At 44.2% G+C, this 20596-nt stretch carries 20 protein-coding genes; 10 read left to right on the top strand and 10 right to left on the bottom strand.

Translation table 11 applies throughout. The annotated features are described in order from the left end of the window. The first annotated feature begins 13 nt into the window (after positions 1-13). From QUB06_RS07380 to QUB06_RS07395, 4 genes are all read left to right on the top strand, one after another. Positions 14-430: an NUDIX hydrolase gene (locus tag QUB06_RS07380; RefSeq protein WP_333434736.1), complete on the top strand. Its 417-nt coding sequence runs from the start codon at positions 14-16 to the stop codon at positions 428-430. 328 nt (positions 431-758) lie between these two features. Beyond that, complete coding sequence (locus tag QUB06_RS07385) at positions 759-1058, top strand: BrnT family toxin (RefSeq protein WP_333434737.1); 300 nt, start codon at positions 759-761, stop codon at positions 1056-1058. Continuing rightward, positions 1055-1255, top strand: coding sequence for a hypothetical protein (locus QUB06_RS07390; RefSeq protein ID WP_333249951.1), 201 nt, complete (start codon positions 1055-1057; stop codon positions 1253-1255). Before QUB06_RS07385 ends, QUB06_RS07390 begins: the two co-directional genes overlap by 4 nt. Before the next feature lie 172 nt (positions 1256-1427). Beyond that, entirely contained in the window at positions 1428-1595 is a 168-nt protein-coding gene (locus QUB06_RS07395) for a MafI family immunity protein (protein WP_333434755.1), read from the top strand. Positions 1596-1670: 75 nt separating this feature from the next. Here QUB06_RS07395 and QUB06_RS07400 read toward each other — a convergent pair whose 3' ends face one another. The 6 genes from QUB06_RS07400 to petC form a co-directional block, all read right to left on the bottom strand. Continuing rightward, positions 1671-2153, bottom strand: coding sequence for a hypothetical protein (locus QUB06_RS07400; protein ID WP_333434738.1), 483 nt, complete (start codon positions 2151-2153; stop codon positions 1671-1673). Between the two features lie 51 nt (positions 2154-2204). Further along, positions 2205-3356, bottom strand: coding sequence for an FAD-dependent oxidoreductase (locus QUB06_RS07405; protein ID WP_333434739.1), 1152 nt, complete (start codon positions 3354-3356; stop codon positions 2205-2207). Between the two features lie 337 nt (positions 3357-3693). After that, a complete protein-coding gene (psbQ, locus tag QUB06_RS07410) occupies positions 3694-4137 on the bottom strand; it encodes a photosystem II protein PsbQ (protein ID WP_333434740.1) in 444 nt (147 codons plus the stop codon). 159 nt (positions 4138-4296) lie between these two features. After that, positions 4297-5148 (bottom strand): alpha/beta fold hydrolase, encoded by an 852-nt coding sequence (locus QUB06_RS07415; RefSeq protein ID WP_333434741.1) that lies wholly within the window; start codon positions 5146-5148, stop codon positions 4297-4299. A gap of 105 nt (positions 5149-5253) precedes the next feature. Beyond that, positions 5254-6243 carry a cytochrome f gene (gene petA, locus QUB06_RS07420; protein ID WP_333434742.1) on the bottom strand — a complete coding sequence of 330 codons (990 nt, stop codon included), beginning with the start codon at positions 6241-6243 and terminating at the stop codon, positions 5254-5256. A 165-nt stretch (positions 6244-6408) separates the two neighbouring features. Continuing rightward, positions 6409-6951 carry a cytochrome b6-f complex iron-sulfur subunit gene (gene petC / locus QUB06_RS07425; RefSeq protein WP_242717315.1) on the bottom strand — a complete coding sequence of 181 codons (543 nt, stop codon included), beginning with the start codon at positions 6949-6951 and terminating at the stop codon, positions 6409-6411. Positions 6952-7164: 213 nt separating this feature from the next. On the opposite strand from petC, the gene QUB06_RS07430 reads away from it, so the two are divergent. Beyond that, positions 7165-7482 (top strand): DUF3067 family protein, encoded by a 318-nt coding sequence (locus QUB06_RS07430; protein WP_333036983.1) that lies wholly within the window; start codon positions 7165-7167, stop codon positions 7480-7482. A gap of 344 nt (positions 7483-7826) precedes the next feature. Here QUB06_RS07430 and QUB06_RS07435 read toward each other — a convergent pair whose 3' ends face one another. Next, a complete protein-coding gene (locus tag QUB06_RS07435; protein ID WP_333434743.1) occupies positions 7827-8006 on the bottom strand; it encodes a hypothetical protein in 180 nt (59 codons plus the stop codon). Between the two features lie 46 nt (positions 8007-8052). Between QUB06_RS07435 and QUB06_RS07440 the strand changes: the two genes are divergently transcribed. Continuing rightward, the gene (locus QUB06_RS07440) at positions 8053-8361 is read left to right on the top strand and encodes a carbon dioxide-concentrating mechanism protein CcmK (RefSeq protein ID WP_332957925.1); all 309 of its coding nucleotides are present in this window, start codon (positions 8053-8055) and stop codon (positions 8359-8361) included. 117 nt (positions 8362-8478) lie between these two features. Here QUB06_RS07440 and tatC read toward each other — a convergent pair whose 3' ends face one another. The 3 genes from tatC to QUB06_RS07455 form a co-directional block, all read right to left on the bottom strand. Then, complete coding sequence (gene tatC / locus QUB06_RS07445) at positions 8479-9324, bottom strand: twin-arginine translocase subunit TatC (protein ID WP_333434744.1); 846 nt, start codon at positions 9322-9324, stop codon at positions 8479-8481. Positions 9325-9531: 207 nt separating this feature from the next. Then, positions 9532-10476: an NAD(P)-dependent alcohol dehydrogenase gene (locus QUB06_RS07450; RefSeq protein ID WP_333434745.1), complete on the bottom strand. Its 945-nt coding sequence runs from the start codon at positions 10474-10476 to the stop codon at positions 9532-9534. A 179-nt stretch (positions 10477-10655) separates the two neighbouring features. Next, positions 10656-12830 carry an EAL domain-containing protein gene (locus tag QUB06_RS07455; RefSeq protein ID WP_333434746.1) on the bottom strand — a complete coding sequence of 725 codons (2175 nt, stop codon included), beginning with the start codon at positions 12828-12830 and terminating at the stop codon, positions 10656-10658. A gap of 243 nt (positions 12831-13073) precedes the next feature. On the opposite strand from QUB06_RS07455, the gene QUB06_RS07460 reads away from it, so the two are divergent. The 4 genes from QUB06_RS07460 (at position 13074) to QUB06_RS07475 (ending at position 20397) form a co-directional block, all read left to right on the top strand. Continuing rightward, entirely contained in the window at positions 13074-16934 is a 3861-nt protein-coding gene (locus QUB06_RS07460; RefSeq protein WP_333434747.1) for a PAS domain S-box protein, read from the top strand. Positions 16935-17191: 257 nt separating this feature from the next. Beyond that, entirely contained in the window at positions 17192-17950 is a 759-nt protein-coding gene (locus QUB06_RS07465) for an SDR family oxidoreductase (protein WP_333434748.1), read from the top strand. Between the two features lie 271 nt (positions 17951-18221). Continuing rightward, positions 18222-19319 (top strand): DJ-1/PfpI/YhbO family deglycase/protease, encoded by a 1098-nt coding sequence (locus QUB06_RS07470; protein WP_333434749.1) that lies wholly within the window; start codon positions 18222-18224, stop codon positions 19317-19319. Positions 19320-19692: 373 nt separating this feature from the next. After that, positions 19693-20397, top strand: a complete 705-nt coding sequence (locus QUB06_RS07475; protein ID WP_333434750.1) for a rhomboid family intramembrane serine protease — start codon at positions 19693-19695, stop codon at positions 20395-20397. The last annotated feature ends 199 nt before the right edge of the window (positions 20398-20596 follow it).

Genomic DNA, 20596 nt, shown 5'->3' on the forward strand with positions numbered 1-20596 from the left:
TATTGCATAAATCATGAGTATAAGAACCGCTGTATTGGTAGAGCAATCGGGGGTAATTCCCTATCGTATTCAAGACGGAAAAATTGAAGTAATGCTAATTACTTCTTCGGCTAGCAAGCGCTGGGTGATTCCCAAAGGATTAATTGAACCTGACATGACTCCCCAAGATTCGGCCGCCAAGGAAGCTTGGGAAGAAGCAGGTTTGTTGGGTAAAGTGTTCCCGGATTTGCTAGGAACTTACGAGTATCAAAAGTCCGGCTGTACTTGGCTGGTAGGAGTATTTTTAATGGAAGTGCAAGCAGTTCTGGAAATTTGGCCCGAAGCTACCAAGAGAAAGCGGCAGTGGGTAAGTATTCCTAAAGCAATTAAGCGGGTTAATGAACCGGAACTCAAACTAATTTTGGCCGATTTGCCGAATCGGTTCTGGTGAAAAATACCCAGATATCCGACTTATTCACAAAGTCGGGTATCTAAGACTCCTCGACAAGCTGGAATCGGAAGTGCAGTCAAAGTTCAGCAATGTTAAGATTAAAATGTGCGCGATTCCAGGAGTCACTTACCAGGATTTAAGTCGCCAGACAAGATTCCGCTATACGTTTCTCAAGTGGCTTAGCTCATAATTCCCGATCGCGATCGAGTTCAAAAGGAGATAAACTCATGTTTGGCTACAAACTTGTTGGCAGTAAACTCCATGAAGTCATTAACTCATAATTTATGTTATAATTTAATTGCAGCTTCGTTTACCATAATAAATTGCCTTGGATTATAACTTTGATTGGAATCCAGCCAAAGAAAAGCAAAATATTCGCAAGCATCAATTAAATTTTCGTTTGGCATCAACTGTTTTCCGCGATAGTTCTCAATTAACAATATATGATGAAGAACACAGTCAAGATGAAGATAGATGGATTACCATAGGCTTAGATGAAACAGGAACTTTAAGGGTTGTCATCCATACCTTTGAACAAACCGATCGCACCTCCTGTATAATTCGGATAATTTCAGCCCGCAAAGCTAATTTGACTGAAACCCAAGCTTATCAAGAGAGGAAATTATGAAATCAGAGTATGACTTTTCTTCATCAGAGCAAGGCAAGTTTTACCATCCTGATGCTACGTTTCATTATCCCATTTATCTCGAACCAGATGTCGAGGAATTTGTGACTAAAATTGCTGAGCATAAAAAGATGGAGGTTCAAGTTTTGGTCAATGAATGGCTGAGAAATAACATTAAACTAATTCAAAGTATTGAGTAGGTGAGAAACTCGGTTCCTTTTCTCAAGTGGCTTGGCTCATAATGCCCGATCGCTCCCAACAGGAGATAGACTCATGTTTGACTATAAACTTGTAGAAAGTAAACTCCATGAACTCATTAACATCGTGAAACCCCAACTGTCAGACACTCAAATATAATTTAGGGTTTCAGATATTCAGGCGGGCGAGTGGAATCTGGCGTTAGAGACTTTGTGCAATATTCTCATTGAAGAAGAAATTCCCATAAATTTCAAGGCTTATGAACTTTTGCAAGAAGTGGGCAATATCTTGAACATGGAACGGGACACTTGGGAGATGTTAAAAGTCCACGTAACTCCTTGAGAATAGAATATGTAGATGCGATCGCTGCAAATCCCAGAGAAATTGCAGCAACAAGTCCAGATGCCTTAATACAGATTAAGCGTTAGCTGACAGAAAAGGAATACTTTCGGCTAAGTTATCCTTAACTTCAATTCCCTGTTTTCTCGCCCAAAACTGGCTCAAAAAGTGAATTTGCCGCAAGCCGACAACTAAATTTAAACCAGGTACAAAAATCCACCACACTGTTAGCGGTTCTTTAATTCCTTCTTGGCGGTACAATTCGTTAACTGTGTTGTAAAGTTTGAATTGCACAATGTAAATCCAAGCAATACCCAGGAGGGAAAACCAACCAAACCATCCGGGAACGTCAGGGTCGAATATCCGCAAAGCTTGGGGGACGGCTACTCCTAAAACAAAAGGAAGCAAGCAAAGAGTTCCCGACCAACCGCTGCCGTTATAGCGACGCAATTCTTCTTGAATAATCCATTTGTACCATCCGTAATATAGCAGCAAGGTGACTGCCGACAGCAAAATTACTCGCCACAAAGAGCGGGGTTTACCTAAAGGTTTGTCGGACATATTTAGATGTAAGATATGAATTGCTATCTTGATTATATTAACATTTGTTAATTATTGCAAAATCATTTCTCGAATCGATCGCGCTGTTGCAGGGGCCAGCAGAACACCGTTGCGATAGTGGCCGCTGGCTATGAGAACGCGATCGTTACCGGGAAGCGTCTCGATAATTGGTGCCGGCCGCCCTTCCGGCCGCGGGCGCAATCCTGACCATTTCCTGATGATTTCAGCGTCTGCTAAGGCGGGACAAAGTGCTCTCGCCCTTGCCATCACTTGCGCCAACATATCAGCATTCGCCTGAATTTCCCCGCCATTTTCGGAAAACTCCACTGTCGCCCCCACCCAAACTTCCCGTGAAGCGAAGCTATCCCGTAGGGAATCGCCCAAAGGCACAATGTGAACGTCATCGCAAGTAATTACTGGCCTAAAATCAGGGTTTCCTAAAGGCTTTGCCGATCGCAAATGCAGCGCTTGTCCCAACACCGGGCGAATGTCAACCAACTGATTTAACGATGCAGTGACAGCAGCAGAACCCAAACCAGCGCAAACAATTAGTCGATCGAAATTTTCAATAACAGGCATCCTGCCGGTTGCACAAGACGTATTGACAGTAATGGAAGATGGGAGTTGAATCTGAGACACCGGAGAATCCAACTCACTAATTCCTTCAACTTCCACGCCAAACTCAAAAATTACCCCATTTCGTTCAGCAGCATCAACCAAAGCCAAAGTTAGCGCCGTCGGATCGACTTGCCGGTCTTGAGGCGAATAAATCGCAGCAATAATCTTATCATTTAAAGAGATATGAGGGCAGCGATCGCGAACTCGTTCCACATCCCAAAGTTCCAATTGCCAACCTTGAGAACGGCGAGTTGCTATCAAATTTTCCCACTTACTTAAATCCTCTCCCTCCGAACAAAGCATTAAAATTCCTTGTTTGTTAAAAGGAATTTTTCGCCCCGTAACTGCTTCCAATTCTGGAATCAAAGTTTCGTAGCGCTGAAGGCTGGTTTCCGTCAACTGCCACTTTCTACCCTTAGTTTTGTTGCTTATAACTGCCATCAAAACACCGAGTGCCGCGCCAGTAGACCCTTGTGCCGGCGGCTGTTTGTCGAACACAGTAACTTTTAGTTCGGGAAATTGACTTAGTTCAAAGGCGATCGAAGCCCCAATAATACCGCAACCAATAATTGCAATGCGTATCATTATATTTTATATTTTATATTTTATATTTTATATTTTATATTTTATAGAAGTTTTTCGTAGGGTTCTGAGCGCAAAGCGTGTCAAATTAACAGTAAAATCCTCTGTTTTTATCGTTTGTCTCGAAGTCTCGATCCCCCTAACTCCCCCTTAATAAGGGGAGTAGGGGTTGACTTTGAATGCTCTGCCCCCTTTTTTTAGGTGGAGTTTGAATACTCTTGTCCCCCCCCTTACTAAGGGGGGCTAGGGGGGATCTAGACTCGACTACAAGCGATATTTATTATGGGTTTCAGTCTTAATTTGACACCCATCTATTGCCCAGCCTACAAACCCCAAGCTATTAAGCTTTAGGAATTAGCTGCAAGAAGGTATCGAAATCATTGACAGCTTTTTGATAGCTGGCCGTGACTTTTGCATAGTCAAGCTCTTTAGCAGCAAGATCAATGTTAACCAAATCGGTAAACAAACTCTTAGTTAAATCAACAGCTTGCTGTTGAGAACTAGGCAACAAACTCGCAGAGACGGTTTTCATGGTGTTCCGCAAGTCGCCTAGAGGCCCGTGAATGTAAGTTCTGGTATCAACCCAATTCCGTTTTTGAATTAGGGTTCCCAGTTTATCCATGCGCGATCGGAAATCGGTCAGAGTAGGAACATAGCGCTGAATTTGCTGGGTCTGGGCTGCTGTGTAAGTGGTTGGAACTTTTGCTTCGACACTACTGCAACTAACCAGAAATGCCATCAAAAACGCCATCATCAAGGCAAAAATTGAACGGGGACGAGTCATGTCGATTTTAGATTTTAGATTTTAGATTTTAGATTGCTCGTTGCGAGCGGGCACAGGGCGGGTACGGGGTTGATCGTGTTCGTTCCAAGGCTCTGCCTGGAAACGCAGATGCTTTGGCTCTGCTTCGCTGACCCAGCACCGAGAGTTATGTACAAAATATTATTTTACCTCCTGGCGGCGCAGAAAAGTTATCACAGCATCGCCAACTTTTTCTGACCAATGTTCTTGAGGATAATGCCCCGCTTGTTCCAGTGTGACTAACTCTGCATTTTGCAGGGAACCCACTAGCTTTTTAGCAGGTTCAACACTCAGCCAAGGATCTGTCAAACCCCAGACAAATAAAGTTGGTCGAGTCCATGCTTTCAAGCCGGATTCAATTTCGGCCATTGACTGCGGCAATTGAATATTGCGGACTGTATTCATGAGCGATCGACCCGCATCCGAACTCTTCAAAAACGGGCGGCGGTAAACATCTAAATCCTTGTCTGATATTGTCTGGCCGCAGCCACCTTCGAGAGTTCTGTCAACCAAAAGCGGGTCTTGCGTCATCATGTCGCCAATAAAAGGCAGCCCCAACTGCTGCATTTTCCAAGGCAACTTGATATCTGGTGAAACTGGTGTATTGATGACGGCTAGACGCTCAATTTTATCGGGATTGCGTAAAGCGTATTGAATGCCGGCTGAAGCTAAAAATCCTTGAACAACTAGGTAAAATCGGTCTAATTCTATAGCTTGAATAAAGCCAGCGAGGGCGTCAATAAAAGCATCGGGAGTGTAGGCAAAGTCGCGCTTGTCTGGTTTTGTCGATCGCCCGTAACCCACCCAATCTGGGGCGATCGATCTAAATCCCTGTGCAGCCAAATCCGGCATTATTACAGTCCAGGTAAAACTCTGGGACGGCAAACCGTGCAGCAGCAGTACGGGCGGTTTACCAGTTTCGTTAACCGGATTTGTTTCCCGATAAAACCATTGCAGCGGGCCTACTTCAACTATCTTCTCATCAATTAACATTATTTTACTTGTTATTTATCAAAGAATAAGGCGGGGAATACCCGCCCTACTTACCTAATAGTTGGGTGTGCACAGAGCACCTTCCCCAACTAATTACAGCCGCGTTTAGAAATTCATTTCAGCAGCTTGAACTTTTTCGACCTGTTTCTTCTTGAGAACCAGCATGATTTGAGCCAGCATGGTTATAGCCACGAAAGCCATCAATCCTTTAACTCGATCGGCACTTTGCAGCACAATCTCCACGTCTTTTTGACCGAAGCCGCCCACATTAGGATTGTTCGTCAAAAGTTCGCCTGCTGCAACTGTTTGTCCTTCGGTAACAATCAGTTCTGGGCCTGCGGGAATCGTATCAACAACCGCTGCACCTTCGGCAGGTTGAATTGTCACTTGATAACCGCCATCTTCAGGTTGAGCAATCTTAGAAATGCTGCCAGCTACCGAAGCATTGTAAACAGTATTATTGCTCTTTTCGCCAGTAGGATAAACCTGACCGCGACCGCGGTTGCCACCAACATAAATTTGGTATTTGCCGTAGTGAACGGACTTGTCAGTTGCCGGATTCGGGGACAAAACTGGGAATACCAATTCTTTATACTGTTCTCCCGGTACTGGGCCCACTAAAACAATATTTTCTTGGGTTTCGCTGTAAGGTTGGAAGTAAAGATCACCGACTTTTTCCTTCATTTCTTCGGGAATTCTGTCAGCGGGAGCAATCTTGAAACCTTCGGGCAACATCACAACTGCACCGACATTCAAGCCGCCTTTGCTACCGTCGCCGACAACTTGCTGCACGCTAGTATCGTAGGGAATCTTGACAATAGCTTCAAAAACTGTGTCAGGCAAAACAGATTGCGGTACTTCAACTTGAGTCGGTTTTGCACCAAGGTGACAGTTAGCGCAAACAATGCGACCTGTTGCTTCGCGGGGAGTAGCGGGTGCTGTTTGCTGGGCCCAGAAAGGGTAAGCAAATGCTGCTTGGGGAAGTGCGATGTCGCTGGTGAGGAAAAATCCTGCGGCTACGATCGCAATTAAGGCTGTTTTCGCGATCGTCCTGGCACTGCGGCGAAATATCGCAGATAAATTAGTTTGTGGCATTAGAGTATTCAATCTCAAAGGTCAGACAATTTTGGATTTTGGATTTTGGATTTTGGATTTTGGATTTTGGATTTTGGATTATTAGACTGCTTTAGGGATGCAATTATCTGTGGTTTTCACCATTCACCCCCTATCTAAAATCTCAAATCTAAAATCCAAAATAGTTTAAGACCACCAAGGTGCTTCGCCGGTGCGGAAATCTGTTTCTGTCCAAGTTGTAAAAGCGATCTTGTCATCTGCGACAGTGGCGTGGGCCAGGGCCAGAGACAAAGGCGCGGGGCCGCGCACCACTTTGCCCTCATTGTTATATTGAGAACCGTGGCAAGGACAGATAAACTTGTTTTCGCTAACATTCCAAGGCACGACGCAACCCAAGTGAGTGCAGACTGCATTGATGCCGTAGTCGGCGATAGATTGGTCTTCTTTCACCACAACATAGGTGGGGTCGCCTTTGAGACCTTGGGCTAAGCTGCGATCGCCCGCAGGGTGCGAAGCCAAATATTCGCTAACGATGATGTCGTTACCCAAAGCATCTTTAGCTGTCACCCCGCCACCAACTGCCCCACTCGACGGAGGAACAAAATATTGGACAACGGGATAGAGTGCGCCCAGTGCCACACCTGTGACTGTACCGAACGTCAGCAAATTCATAAATTGGCGACGCCCCATATCGGGAACATCGGGATTTCCAGCAGAAGATTGAGCCATGACCTGCCTTTACGGTTTTAAGTTACGTTTGTTTGTTAGCTGTTAGCGAACCTGTACGTGCAGACAACTGGGATAATTGCCGTTAATCTGCTAGCACAAATTTTAGGCCGCGAAAATTCCTTTTAAGAATGCGCCTTCCAGCCTTTATTAGAGTATTATTACATTTTTTGAACTTTGTCTTTTATTGTTTAATGGATTAACTCAGGAGCAACCATGACGGGCCAGGATTTACACCAGCTACTGCTAGAAAAATGGGGAAAGTCTTACGATATCAGATTGCGGCGAACGCGGGGCAAGATTTTTGTGCAAGTTATGTGGAAATATCTAGAACAGGCATCTTTTCCGATGACGGAGGCTGATTATTTCGAGCATTTGGATGCGGTGGCCAATTACCTCAACGGCTGGGGGAGCACAGAACAGGTGAGAGAATATATCGTAACTACTCGCGATCGCCCCCGCTTGGGTAAAGCTGTCAGCGTTCCCCTAGATTTGGGAGAAAGAGCCTCGGAGTGGTTGCTAGACGAGTTTTGAATCACTCAGTCGATTTTAGATTTTAGATTTTAGATTTTAGATTGACCTTCATCATCCACGATACAAGCCCCCGGATTCATTCCAACGCGCAAACTCAGGACCGAGAAATAAAAAACCTGTATCCGATACACAAGCCCCCGAATTGATCCGTGGGGTCAATGCTTCAATTCTTGAATCTAAAATCTAAAATCTAAAATCGATTGACTCCACAGCCGGGATCTGGGAGAGTTCCCTAAAGTTTTGTGTCGCGCCGTGGCTGGATTAGTTGAGCCCAAAGTCCCGAAAATCGATCGGCGAGCTTGTCATAGGACTTGCTGCTGGTGAGAAACTAAGCTGTGGCCCATCTAATTTGCACAGTTGTTTTGATTCAAAGTCTTGTGTGGCGGGCTTTGCTGCGCGCCCCCAACTGTGGGATTTAAATGCCGCAACAGTTTCTGGGGCTTTTTAGGGGCTTTTTTAATTTTGGGCGATCGGACTTCTAGCTTACCAAAATCATCGGAACCAATTTCTGTCAACAATTTCACATACAATGAAGGTCAGATATCTTGTGAAATTTAGGAGAATGTTGTAATGGGTGTTGCACTGGGAATGGTTGAAGTCTTAGGATTTCCCGCTGCAGTAGAAGTTGCGGACTCAATGGTGAAAGCAGCCCGTGTTACTTTAGTTCGCTATGAGAAAATAACCCGCGCCTACTGGACAATTATAGTGCGAGGAGATGTTTCTGAAGTGCAAGCAGCCGTTGCTGCTGGAGTTGAATCAGTTAAAAAGGTCGATGGCGGAAAGTTGCTATCGTATCACATAATTGCTCGTCCCCACGAGAATCTGGATTACGTTTTGCCGATCGGCTACACTCCAGAAGTCGAACAGTTCCGAATGTAGTCAAAGTTTTGACAAAACTTTGGTGTGGAATTTTAACTTTTAGTAATTATAGAGGCGCGGGCGATCGCGTCTCTATATTTTTGGGGCTGCGAGTCGATCGATCTTTCTGTGGAGTTTTTAGCGCCCTAAAAGCTTTACCAAACCAACCCCGCCAAAATACAAGCTCAGCACCGCACCTCCTAAAAGACTTTGCGTTAAAGGGTCAGTAGAAGGCGTTAACACCGCTCCCAAAACTGCCGCTCCCAAGACTACATACCGCCAGCCGGAGAGCATTTGGTTGGAAGAAACTATGCCCAAAACTCCGAGCAATACTTGGACAATCGGGATTTGAAAAGCTAAGCCGGTGCTGAACATTAACAGCAGTACAAATTTAAAGTATTTGTCGATCGACCACAACTGCTCTACAACATCCGCCCCATAGCTAACAAAGAAGTTGAGCGCCGCCGGAATCAGAGCGATGTAAGCAAATACTAAACCGCCCAAAAATAGGAAACTAGATCCGAAAAACACAGGCCCCAGCAACCTGCGTTCTTTCCGAGTCAAGCCGGGGAGAACAAACAGCGCTATCTGGTAAAAAATAAACGGAGTGGCAAGGAGCAAACCACTGTATCCGGCTACTTCGATAGAAACAAAGAAATACTCGCCGGGAGCTAGTTGCAGAAATTTGACGGGCCCTGCCGGTACTTCTAGCAGTTGCACAATGGGTTTAACTGTGAAAAAGCAACCGATTACAGCGATTACTACTGCAATTAGCGAGTAGAAAAGTCGCATACGCAATTCTTCTAAATGGTCGAATAAAGACATTTCAACTTCGTCGGGAAGTTCGTCTAGAAATTCGTTTTCTAAGTTGCGAGAACCCATCGCACCGCCTGCGATTGGTGCAATGCTGTTTTCCTGGCTAATTGCTTCGAGGTTGTTGTCGGAACCTTGTTCGGGTGTCTCCAAGTTTGAGGGAGCAGTCATAGGAAATGGGTAATTGGTAAGGGGTAATTGGGAAGAGGGAATGGGTAATTGAAAATTGGTAATTGGAAATTGGTAATTGGAAATGGAGAATAGTTATTTCATAATTGCTCCGACTTCCTTCTTCATTCTTCATTCTGACTTCAGCAGCAGAAGGAACGATCGATAATTAATCCGTGTAGGGGTATCAAAATCCGTGTATTCCCTTCATTATTCAATCCCGATCGCAATTTTGCCGATCGCGCGGCCGGTTTCGCTGTAAGCGTGGGCTGCTGCTACTTCTTGTAAGCTGTAAGTGCGATCGACAATCGGCTCAACTTTATCGGATTCTATTAACTCCCGCAAAGCCTCTAAATCGCTGGGATGGGCATTGGCTAGAATGAATTTAGCTTTTTTACCCGATATAAACCAGCTCGTTAACATCGGTGCGAGGTTCTCGAAACTTGGCAAAGTCGATATATAAACTCCCTCTGGTTGCAGCACTTTTTCGCATTCAGCAAATGTTCTTGTCCCCACAGCATCTAAAATTATATCATATTTATCGGTTTGTTGAGTAAAGTCAATTTGTTCGTAATCCAGGACAAAATCGGCTCCCAAACTCTTGACAAATTCTCTATTTTTAGCACTGCAAACTCCCGTTACTTCCGCATTCATTGCTTTCGCAAATTGCACGGCAAAAGTGCCGACTCCGCCGGAAGCGCCGTTAATCAATACTTTGTTTCCTGCTTGAATTTGACCCAAATCCCTCAGCGATTGCAAAGCAGTTAAACCTGCGATCGGTACTGCTGCTGCTTCTGCATGAGTGATGTTTTTCGGTTTAAAGGCGGCATCCGATTCTGCCACGACTGCGTATTCGGCGCAAGCACCCCCACTCATGGGATTTAAAAAAGTATAAACTTCGTCTCCAGGTTGAAATTTGGTGACTTCCCGGCCGACTTCCACGACAACTCCCGAAATGTCAGAACCGACAATTCGAGGAAAGTTAAATCCTGTTAATAGTTGCAGGTGTCCTTGCCGGATTTTCCAGTCTACGGGATTGACGCTGCTAGCGCGAACTCGCACTAACAATTCGTTGGATTTGGCGATCGGCTTTTCTAACTCTCGGTATTGCAATTCCTCGGCTGAACCGTAGCGATCGAACGCAACTGCTTTCATGGCAAATTTTCCGGTTTATTTCCAATAGAACACTCAATCCTTTACAATTACAGCACATTCGATCTCAATGTGACACAGTAAATTGAGTCACCCTTGTAGCAGGGGGCGATCGACTCTGGGAAGCCTGCATACCGGGCGCAGGCGTGAGGCAATGGGTTCGCTGGCAAGCGTGCGATCGACTAGAGATTAAAATTAATAGGAACAGGGCGGCCGATCCCATAACCCTGAGCATAATCTACTCCAATCTCCCGCAATTTTTCTAAGATAGTCTCGTCTTCGACAAACTCAGCTATAGTTTGCAGATTCATCGCATGGGCAATACCATTAAACCCTTCAACGAGCGCTTGAGAAATCAAATTATGACTAATATTCTTGACAAAAGCACCATCAATTTTTAGATAATCAACTGGTAAATTCATCAGATAAGCAAAGGAACTCAACCCACTGCCAAAATCATCTAAAGCAAAGCAACAGCCAATCTTTTTGAGCTCGGTCATGAAATATCTGGCTTGCTCAAAATTCGCGATCGCTGCGGTTTCCGTGATTTCAAAACCAATGGTTTGTGGGGGGACTTGGTAGCGAGAAAATTGTTCGATTAAAAACCTCATAAACTGATGGTTACTAATGCTAGCACCAGAAAGATTTATCGTATACAAGCCTTGACTAAGAACATCTTTTTCGGGAAAATTGTGATAGTTAGAGAAAAATTTTTCGATAACCCAACAATCGATTTCTGTTATCAAGCCGTAACGCTCGGCGGCGGGAATAAACTGAGCGGGAGATACTATTTTTCCATTCTCGTCCAGCATTCTGAGCAAAATCTCATAATGCTCTACTAATGGTTTAGAGGTAATAGAGACAATCTTTTGGTAGTAGAGACAAAAATGATTGGTTTCCAGCGCTCGGCTGATTTTGGAAATCAACTGCCTCTCACCACGTTGTTTAATTAGTTCGCCATCATCTAGACTATAAATATGAACACAGTTGCGGCCTCTGGCTTTGGCGGCATAACAAGCTGCATCAGCCGCTCCCAAAAGCTCCCTCAAATCTTGGCTGGTTTGGTCAATAGCAACAACTCCAATGCTGACTCCGATGATAAAGGTTTGGCCATTCCAAATAAACCGAAACTTATGCACTAGGTCTTTGAGGTTTTCCGCAATCTGAGTTGCTTGAGAGAGCGAACATTGAGTGAGCAAAACACCAAATTCATCACCTCCCAAGCGAGCCAGCATATCATTAGCACGGACTCCCTTTTGAATAAGTGCGGTGATTTGGCGAAGTAGCTCATCGCCAGCAATATGACCTACGGTATCGTTAACGACTTTGAACTGATCTAAATCTAAATAACAGAGAGCGTGCTGCTGATTGCTATCTTTAACAGAGGCGAGCGCATCAACTAACTGCTGCTCAAATCTGCGACGGTTGATTAACCCCGTCAGGGCGTCGTGATTGGCTTCCCAAGAGAGTTTATGGGTGAGATAGCGCGATTCCGTAACATCATGAAAGACCATGACTGCCCCGATAATTTGACCTTGGCGGTCTCGAATCGGTGCTGCCGAGTCAGCAATGGGATACTCGGTTCCATCAGGGCCAATCAGAATAGTATTGTGAGCTAAGGTCACAATTCGCTCCTCTAATAGAGCCTTGTTTATAGGATTCTCTACGGGCTCTCGCGTTACTTGATCGACAATTAGGAAGACTGTAGAGAAAGGAACTCCTTGAACCTCATGAGTTTTCCAGCCTGTCAGTCGCTCAGCTATCGGATTGAAATATCTCACATTACCTTGGGCATCAGTGGTAATGACGGCATCGCCAATGGATTGCAGTGTCACTTGAGCCAATTCCTTTTCGGCAAAGAGAGACTCTTCGAGACGTTGCCGTTCTTCAATTTCTATCAAGAGACGTAAATTCTGCTTTTGGAGGCTTTGTTGCAGCCTTCGGATCGTTAGGTGGGTTTCGACACGAGCTAATACTTCTTCGACTTGAAATGGCTTAGCAATATAATCTACCCCTCCAGCCGCAAGCCCTTGCACCTTATTAAAGGTTTCATTTAGCGCACTCAAAAAAATTATTGGAATGTCGGCAGTGCGCTCGTCAGATTTTAATTGTCGGCAAACTTCATAACCATCAATATCAGGCAATTTAATGTCTAGTAAGATTAACTCCGTGGATGGCGATTGGGCGGCTCTGATCGCCATTGCCCCTGTTATAGCACTGCGAACTTTATAACCCTCTGCCCTCAAAGTATCCCTGAGCAGACGCAGGTTATCAGGCAGATCGTCAACAATTAAAATATTGCCTCGGTAGTTTGTAGCTCGATCGCTCACCCTATCGCTCGTTAGATCGACAATCATACTGATTTCCCTAGTTTCCTGCTAGAGGAATATAAGCCTATGCACCAATAGTATAGTTGAAGTATTAGGTTATAAAGGTCACTTTAGGCAGAAAGAAGTCCTGGAAGCCGAGATATGGCGCTGGCAACGGGGCGCAGCCCTACAAAATCTGCATTGTTCGGCTAGTGGCAGTCCCCTAGTGGTTGCCCTTCTTCGCTTCGCGTAACATCAGAAGAACATGGTTTTAACCCAAGCAGGCGATTTATGAACAAGCGCATTTCTCACATGGCAAGCCTACTCGTCATTGCAATTGGATGTCTAGTCCTGCTGGGTTGGCAATTTGACATCTCCCTACTCAAAAGTGGTTTTCCCGGTATGGCTTCGACCATGAAAGCAAACACGGCAATTTGCTTTTTGCTGGCTGGAGTGTCTTTGAGATTGTTGCAGTACCAAAGAACCCGACTGTACAATCGCATCGCTCAAGGGATGGCAGGATTGATAATCATCATCGGTATGCTGACGCTGAGCCAGTATATTTTTGGTTGGAAGCTGGGTATTGATGAGTGGCTTTTCCGAGATTTCGTGTCTTCAGCGACTCCTTATCCGGGAAGAATGGCAGTAAGTACCGCCCTAAATTTTGTGCTGATGGGACTAGCACTGTTACTGTTAGGGCAAAATTCCCAACGGGACACTGGGTTGGCTCAGATTTTTAGTAGTGTTGCAGCTTTAATTTCTCTACTAGCTTTATTTGGATACCTATTCAATGTCGATATTCTTGAACGTTTGGTCACAATTACGACGACTCAACCCGTAAACGCGATCGCCACCTTTTTCATCCTCTATGGAGGAATTTTATTGCTCCGCCCCAAGGAAGGATTAATGCAAGTAGTAACCAGTTCCCTAGTCGGCGGAGTAATGGTTCGGTGGTTGCTGCCTTGGGGGACGATCTTTCCAGTGACAGTGAACTGGTTCACTCTTCAGGGACAAAATTTAGACTGGTATAACGCTAATTTTGGCTATACATTGCATTCAACTGTTATGGTTTTCACGTTCTCAATTCTCATCTTGGGGACGGCTCGATTTTTAAACCAGATAGATTACAAGCGCCAACAAGCCGAAAAAGAAATTAAAAAACTTAACGAAACTTTAGAAATTCTTGTGGCTGAACGAACAGATGCTTTACAAAAATCGCAGGCTCGTTTTGCAGGAATTCTAGAAATCGCCAATGATGCAATTATTTCCATCGATCGCACTCAACGCATTACCCTGTTTAATAAAGGGGCAGAAAAGATGTTTGGCTATAAAATTGAGGATATTTTAGGGGAGCCACTGAATTTACTGCTGCCAGAACAGTTTAGAGATGCACACCCGCAGCATATCAAACAATTTGCACAGTCTTCTACCAGAGCGCGAAGGATGGGAGAACGAAGCGAGATTTTGGGTCGTCGTCAAGATGGAACGCAGTTTTCGGCTGAAGCCTCTATTTCTAAGCTGGAAATGAGAGACGAAACGGTATTTACTGTTATTATGCGCGATATTAGCGATCGCAAACAAATTGAGATGGCTTTACGAAACAGTGAAGAGCAGTTTCGCCATGCGTTTGAAGATGCCTCTATCGGGATGGCGATCGTTTCACTTGATGGGCATTGGATTAAAGTCAATCCTGCCTTATGTCAGATTCTTGGCTACTCCTCAGAAGAGTTGTTAGCATTAAGTTTCCAAGACATCACCCATCCTGACGATTTAGACGCGGATCTTAGTTATGCACATCACCTATTAGCAGGAACAATTTCAACTTACCAACTGGAAAAACGGTATTTCCATAAACAAGGACATATTATTTGGATTATTCTTGATGGCTCGCTAGTACAAGATGGACAGGGAAATCCACTGCATTTTATTGCTCAAATCCAAGACATTACCGCTCGAAAAGAAGCTCAAAAGACGCTAGAGCTTCAGAGTGTTATTATGAATAACATGGCCGGTGGAGTGTGTTTAATTAAAGCCTCAGATCTCACTATAGTCTACACCAATCCTACCTTTGACGCTATGTTTGGCTACACAGAGGACGAACTCGCAGGTCAAGCCCTTGGTGTCTTGAATTATGTCGATACAAATTTTACACCAGATGTAACCGTTCTAGATATCGTCACTCAAATTGAACAAATCGGCGAAGCGAAATATGAAGTCCACAATAGAAAGAAAGATGGAACTTTCTTTTGGTGCAGAGTTCATACATCCAGGTTTGAGCATCCTGAATACGGAACTGTATATGTTGCCGTTCAGGAGGACGCCACAGAGCTAAAACTGGCTGAGCAAGCCTTGCAAGCTACCACAAATCGCCTCAACTTTCTTCTCAACTACAGCCCCGTGCTCATTTTTAGCAGTAAACCTGCTGGCGATTATGGAGCAACGTTCATCAGCGAAAATATCAAAGATATATTGGGCTACGAAACCAGCGAGTTTTTACAAGATTCTAAATTTTGGGTGAATCACTTACACCCAGATGATGTAGAAGCAGTGCTTAATGACTTAGCAAATGTATTCGCTAATGATTTTTATTTACACGAATACCGTTTTCGTCGCTCCGATGGGGTTTATCGCTGGATGCTCAGTCAGCTTAGGCTAATTCGAGATAATTCAGGTACACCAGTAGAACTTTTGGGATATTTAATTGACATTAGCGATCGCAAACAAGCTGAGTTGGAATTTCATCAGGCAAATGAAGCAAACCAAGCCAAGACTGTCTTCCTCGCCAATATGAGCCACGAACTCCGCACCCCCCTCAACTCAATTTTGGGATTCACGCAATTGATGAGCTATGAGAGAAATCTGAGTCCTTCTCTCCAAGAACGTTTACAGATTGTCAATCGTAGCGGTAGACATTTATTGGACTTGATTAACGATATTTTAGATTTATCCAAAATAGAGAGCGGACGGATGACCCTCAATCCTTCTGACTTTGATTTGACAAGTTTGCTGACTTCTATTGAAGAAATGTTCCAAGTTAAAGTCCAATCTAAAGAATTGCAACTAATTTTCGAGATAGATCCCGACCTTCCTCAATTTGTGCATAGCGACGAGAAAAAACTCTATCAAGTCTTGGTCAATCTGCTCGGTAATGCGATTAAGTTTACCAACCAAGGAAGCGTCACCCTACGGGTAAGAGCAGCACAAAGAGACCAAACATCCTGTCACCTATGTTTTGAAGTTGAGGATACAGGCGTGGGAATTGCGCCCACAGAAATTGATAGCCTATTTAAGGTATTTGTGCAAGCCCAAGCTGGGAATAATTTGAGTCAAGGCAGTGGGCTTGGTTTAGCGATCAGTCAAAAACTCGTCAAACTCATGGGCGGTCAAATTGGGGTTAAAAGCACTTTGCACCGAGGTAGCACTTTTTCTTTTGAGATTGGTGTAGAGTTACCTCAAGCAGAATCCTTACCCCCAGAATTAATTAATCAAAGAGTAATTGGTTTAGCTCCCGGACAACCGACTTACCGCATTCTTATTGTTGAAGATTTAGAAGAAAATCGCCGCTTGTTACTCGATATCCTTACCTCGGTTGGTTTTGAGGTGAGAGAAGCAAAACAGGGAGCGGAGGCACTCTCACTGTGGGAGAGTTGGCGGCCGCACCTGATTCTGATGGATATACGAATGCCGATCGTGGATGGCTACACAGCTACTAAATATATTAGAGAACGCCCTCAGAGCCAAGAAACTGTCATTATTGCTTTAACTGCCAGTGTTTTTGAAGAAGAGCGAGAAAAAGTTCTTATGGCTGGCTGTAACGACTTTATAAACAAGCCATTTCAGCAGAGGGACATCTTTGACAAACTCGCTAAATATTTGGGAGTACAATATATCTACGAAGTCGTAGAACAAACTCCACAAAAACAATTAGTTGAAACGGTGTCTGTAGAAGATTTATCCATGATGCCCCCTCAGTGGTTAGAACAAATGTATCACGCCGCTTACTATCTCGATAGCGAAGTTATGAATGAATTAATCGTACAAATTCCCGAATCCAAAGCAAGTTTGTCCAAAGCACTAACCGATTATATCAATAATTTTAATTATGATCGAATTATGGAGCTGATTCGACCTTTGGTGCCGAAGCCGCTGTAGTTATCGAGTTTAATGACAAAGAAGCTATAGTGCTGTAATCAGTGGCTATATTTCCCATATAAACCAACAGGGGAAAGGATTTGGATTTTTTTGGAGAGGTCTATTGCAGATATCCATCAGCATGAGGAAATGGCATACACATTAGATGGGATGTGCTGTATCATATAGCAATTCTATTTCCTGTGTGAAGGGGATTTATTTTTTTATTAACCGCAGAGGGCGCAGAGGTCACAGAGAAAGAGAAAAGAGAGACATAAATGATTGATTTAACCGGAAAGGTAATTTTAGTAACTGGTGGCTCGAAAGGGATTGGTGCAGTGACGGTGCGGACTCTGGTTAATGCTGGGGCCGAGGTGATTTTGCATTACTTTCGCAGTCAGAAAGAAGCTGAAGCGGTAGCAGCAAGTGTAGCGCGCGATCGCTGTTATTTATTGGCTGCAGATTTGAGGGTGGAAAACGCGGCCTCGATGTTGTGGCGAGATGCTTTAAAATGGCGGGGTCATATTGATATTTTAGTTAATAATGCCGGGATTATGCAGTCAGCGGGTATCGAGGACAAATTCGATATTTGGTCGTCAGCTTGGCAGCAAACTCTACAAGTAAATTTAGTTGCCGTTGCCGATTTGTGCCGGGAATCTATTCTGCATTTTCAAACTCGCCGAGTCGGTACAATTATTAATATAGCAAGTCGCGCTGCTTTTCGCGGCGATGACCCGAATTATCTGCATTACGCCGCTTCTAAAGGTGCTATTGTGGCTTTAACTCGCAGCATTGCTAGAGGGTTTGCGGCTGATAATATTTTGGCTTTTACCGTTGCACCGGGATTTGTCAGTACAGAAATGTCTAATCAGTTTATTCAGGAGTTCGGTGAAGCTGATATTATTCGCGATATCCCGATCGGCAAAATCGCTCCTCCTCAAGATGTTGCCAATGTTATCGCCTTTTTAGCGTCGGGTTTGGCTACGCACGCTACCGGGACTACGATCGACATTAACGGAGCCTCTTACGTGCATTGAGACAGTTCTTTCAGTTGACAGTTGACAGTTGACAGTTGACAGTTGATAGCGACCTCTACCTGGGGAGGAAGAGGATTGGAGTAATGAATAGTCTTCTTTTAATTTCTCCCGCTTATGGGAGAGGCTTTAAAGCAATTCTTTCTGGTAAAATACCTCTCAAGGCTCACGCTGATATCTTTTAAAACTCACTAATTTATCACTTTAGCAAGACGCTAAAAACATCATCAATGAATTAGTGTTAGATGAAAAGATAGTCTGAGGAAAGTTGATTATGACAACAAATAACGGCACCAACACCAAACGAGTTGCCATACTCATTGAAAATGGAGTAGAAGATTCCGAATTTTTAGTTCCTTACAACGCCTTAAAACAAGCAAACTTTGATGTAGTTGTCCTCGGTTCGCGGACAAACGAAAAGTATGCAGGGAAACAAGGAAAAGTTGCCCAGCAGGCTGACGGAACTACCACAGAAGCAGTACCCGCAGAATTCGATGCAGTGATAATTCCCGGCGGTATGGCTCCCGATATGATGCGGACTAATCCCAATACAGTACGTTTTGTACGAGAAGCATTTGAGCAAGGAAAAATCGTCGCTGCTGTTTGCCACGGCCCGCAAGTTTTGATTGAAGCCGACTTGCTGAAAGGCAAAAATGCGACTGGTTTCTTGGCAATTAAAAAAGACATGATTAATGCCGGGGCTAACTACATTAATGAAGCTTTAGTAGTAGACGGCAACTTGATCACTTCCCGCCAACCAGGAGATTTAGCAATATTTACCACCGCAATTCTGGCTCGCCTCGGTTACGGCGGAAAAGAAGTCGGTTTGCCAGAAGAAACTGACACAAATGCAGAATGGTGGAAATTAGCTAATGGTTGGGGAGGTTCGACACAAGGCGACATTGTTAAAGGTTTGAATACCGCCCTCGCAGGGGAACGCTATGCTTGCGAAGCGTTTGAAAATTATGCGGAAAAAACCCAAGATAGCGATTTGCGATCGCTCTTGAGAGAAATGATTAAAAACAAACAGAACCACATCCTCGCTCTCGAAAAACGCCTCAACGATTTCGGTGAAAAACCCTCAATTCCTGCCCAAATTGCTGACAAGTACGCTAAATTAAAAGCGTCGATGCAAGGAACCGATGAAACGTTCTTACTGCGGAGCACTCTCGGTGATTTGCAAACCGGTGTTGTCGATATCAACAACCTGCGGGTGAAGTTCACAGATCCCGTATCAACTGCCATTTTGACAGAGATAGAATCGGATTTGTCCAAGTGTGAGCAAGTCGTTGCTAAACTCTACCGCGCCCGTGCAGCTTCCCAGGAAATTAAGTCGCCTAAACCTTCGACTAGCCCCGCTGTAAAAATGTAATCAGCAAGGGGATAAATAAGTTTGTAGTTTTGTTGAGAGGTGAAAACCCTGCACCACTATCGCAACTACAAACTTGCTCTGCAATCCTACAATATACCGCTTTGCGGTAAAATAAAACCCAACACTAAAAAGCAGATATTCAACTAACTGCAATGTGGAGGGTTTTATTAAATGGGTTGTATTTTTCTTTCAGCCCCCGGATACATCCGTCAAGTCGCTTTATTCAATTATTCAATTATTCAATTATTTAATCTAAAATCTAAAATCTAAAATCTAAAATCGATTGACTTGTTCTTTCTTCCTTTAGACAGGAGACACCTGGGCTATAAATGCGCTACTGTGTTGCCAATATTTTGATGAGGAAAAAAAGGCTGTGGTTCCCTTACGCGATGAAAATCCCATTACTATCACTCCCTACGTCACCTACGGGCTGGTTGCCGCAAACATATTAGTATTTTTGTACGAACTCAGTTTGGGCGATCGACAATTAACCCAATTCTTCTACTCTTGGGCCGTAATTCCTTGCCAGTTAAGCAATATGTGTCGGGTTGCTCTGCCAGTTTCGCCATTTCCCGAATGGACGACACTAATTAGCTCCCAATTCCTGCACGCAGGCTTTCTCCACATTGCCGGAAATATGTTATTTTTGTGGATTTTTGGCAACAACGTAGAAGACCGTTTAGGACACGTCAAATTTATAATATTTTACCTTACTTGCGGCGTTTTAGCGTCACTAACTCAGTGGTTTTTTTCCTCAGCATCTGCCATTCCGTCCCTAGGTGCTAGCGGCGCGATCGCAGGCGTGATGGGAGCTTACATTCTCAGATATCCCCAAGCCAAAGTTCTGACACTGCTTCCCTTGGGAATTTTTATTACCACCGTCAGAGTCCCCGCTTTCTTCTTTCTAGGATTTTGGTTTGCACAGCAAGCATTGAGCGGCCTGGCTTCCTTGAATGCGCCGGCAAGTGTCGGCATGGAATCCGGGGGAGTTGCCTACTGGGCTCACGCCGGCGGCTTTGTTTTCGGCGCTATTCTCGGCCCTTTGTTGGGATTGTTTTCTGAGGATAATCAGATTTAATTTTTTACCGCAGATGAACGCAAATTAACGCAGATAAACTGCAAAATAAATCGGCGTTTATCTGCGTTAATCTGCGGTTTCAAACCTCTAATTTTTCTCAAAGTTCGGTGCTATGCTTGGCTCTTATACCATTTTTTTAAAGATGTGATAGAGATAAAGCCTGTAAAATCCAGGACCATCCGGTGAGAAATCCAATGAC

The organism is Microcoleus sp. D2_18a_D3 (assembly GCF_036702455.1).
Classification (GTDB): Bacteria; Cyanobacteriota; Cyanobacteriia; order Cyanobacteriales; family Microcoleaceae; genus Microcoleus.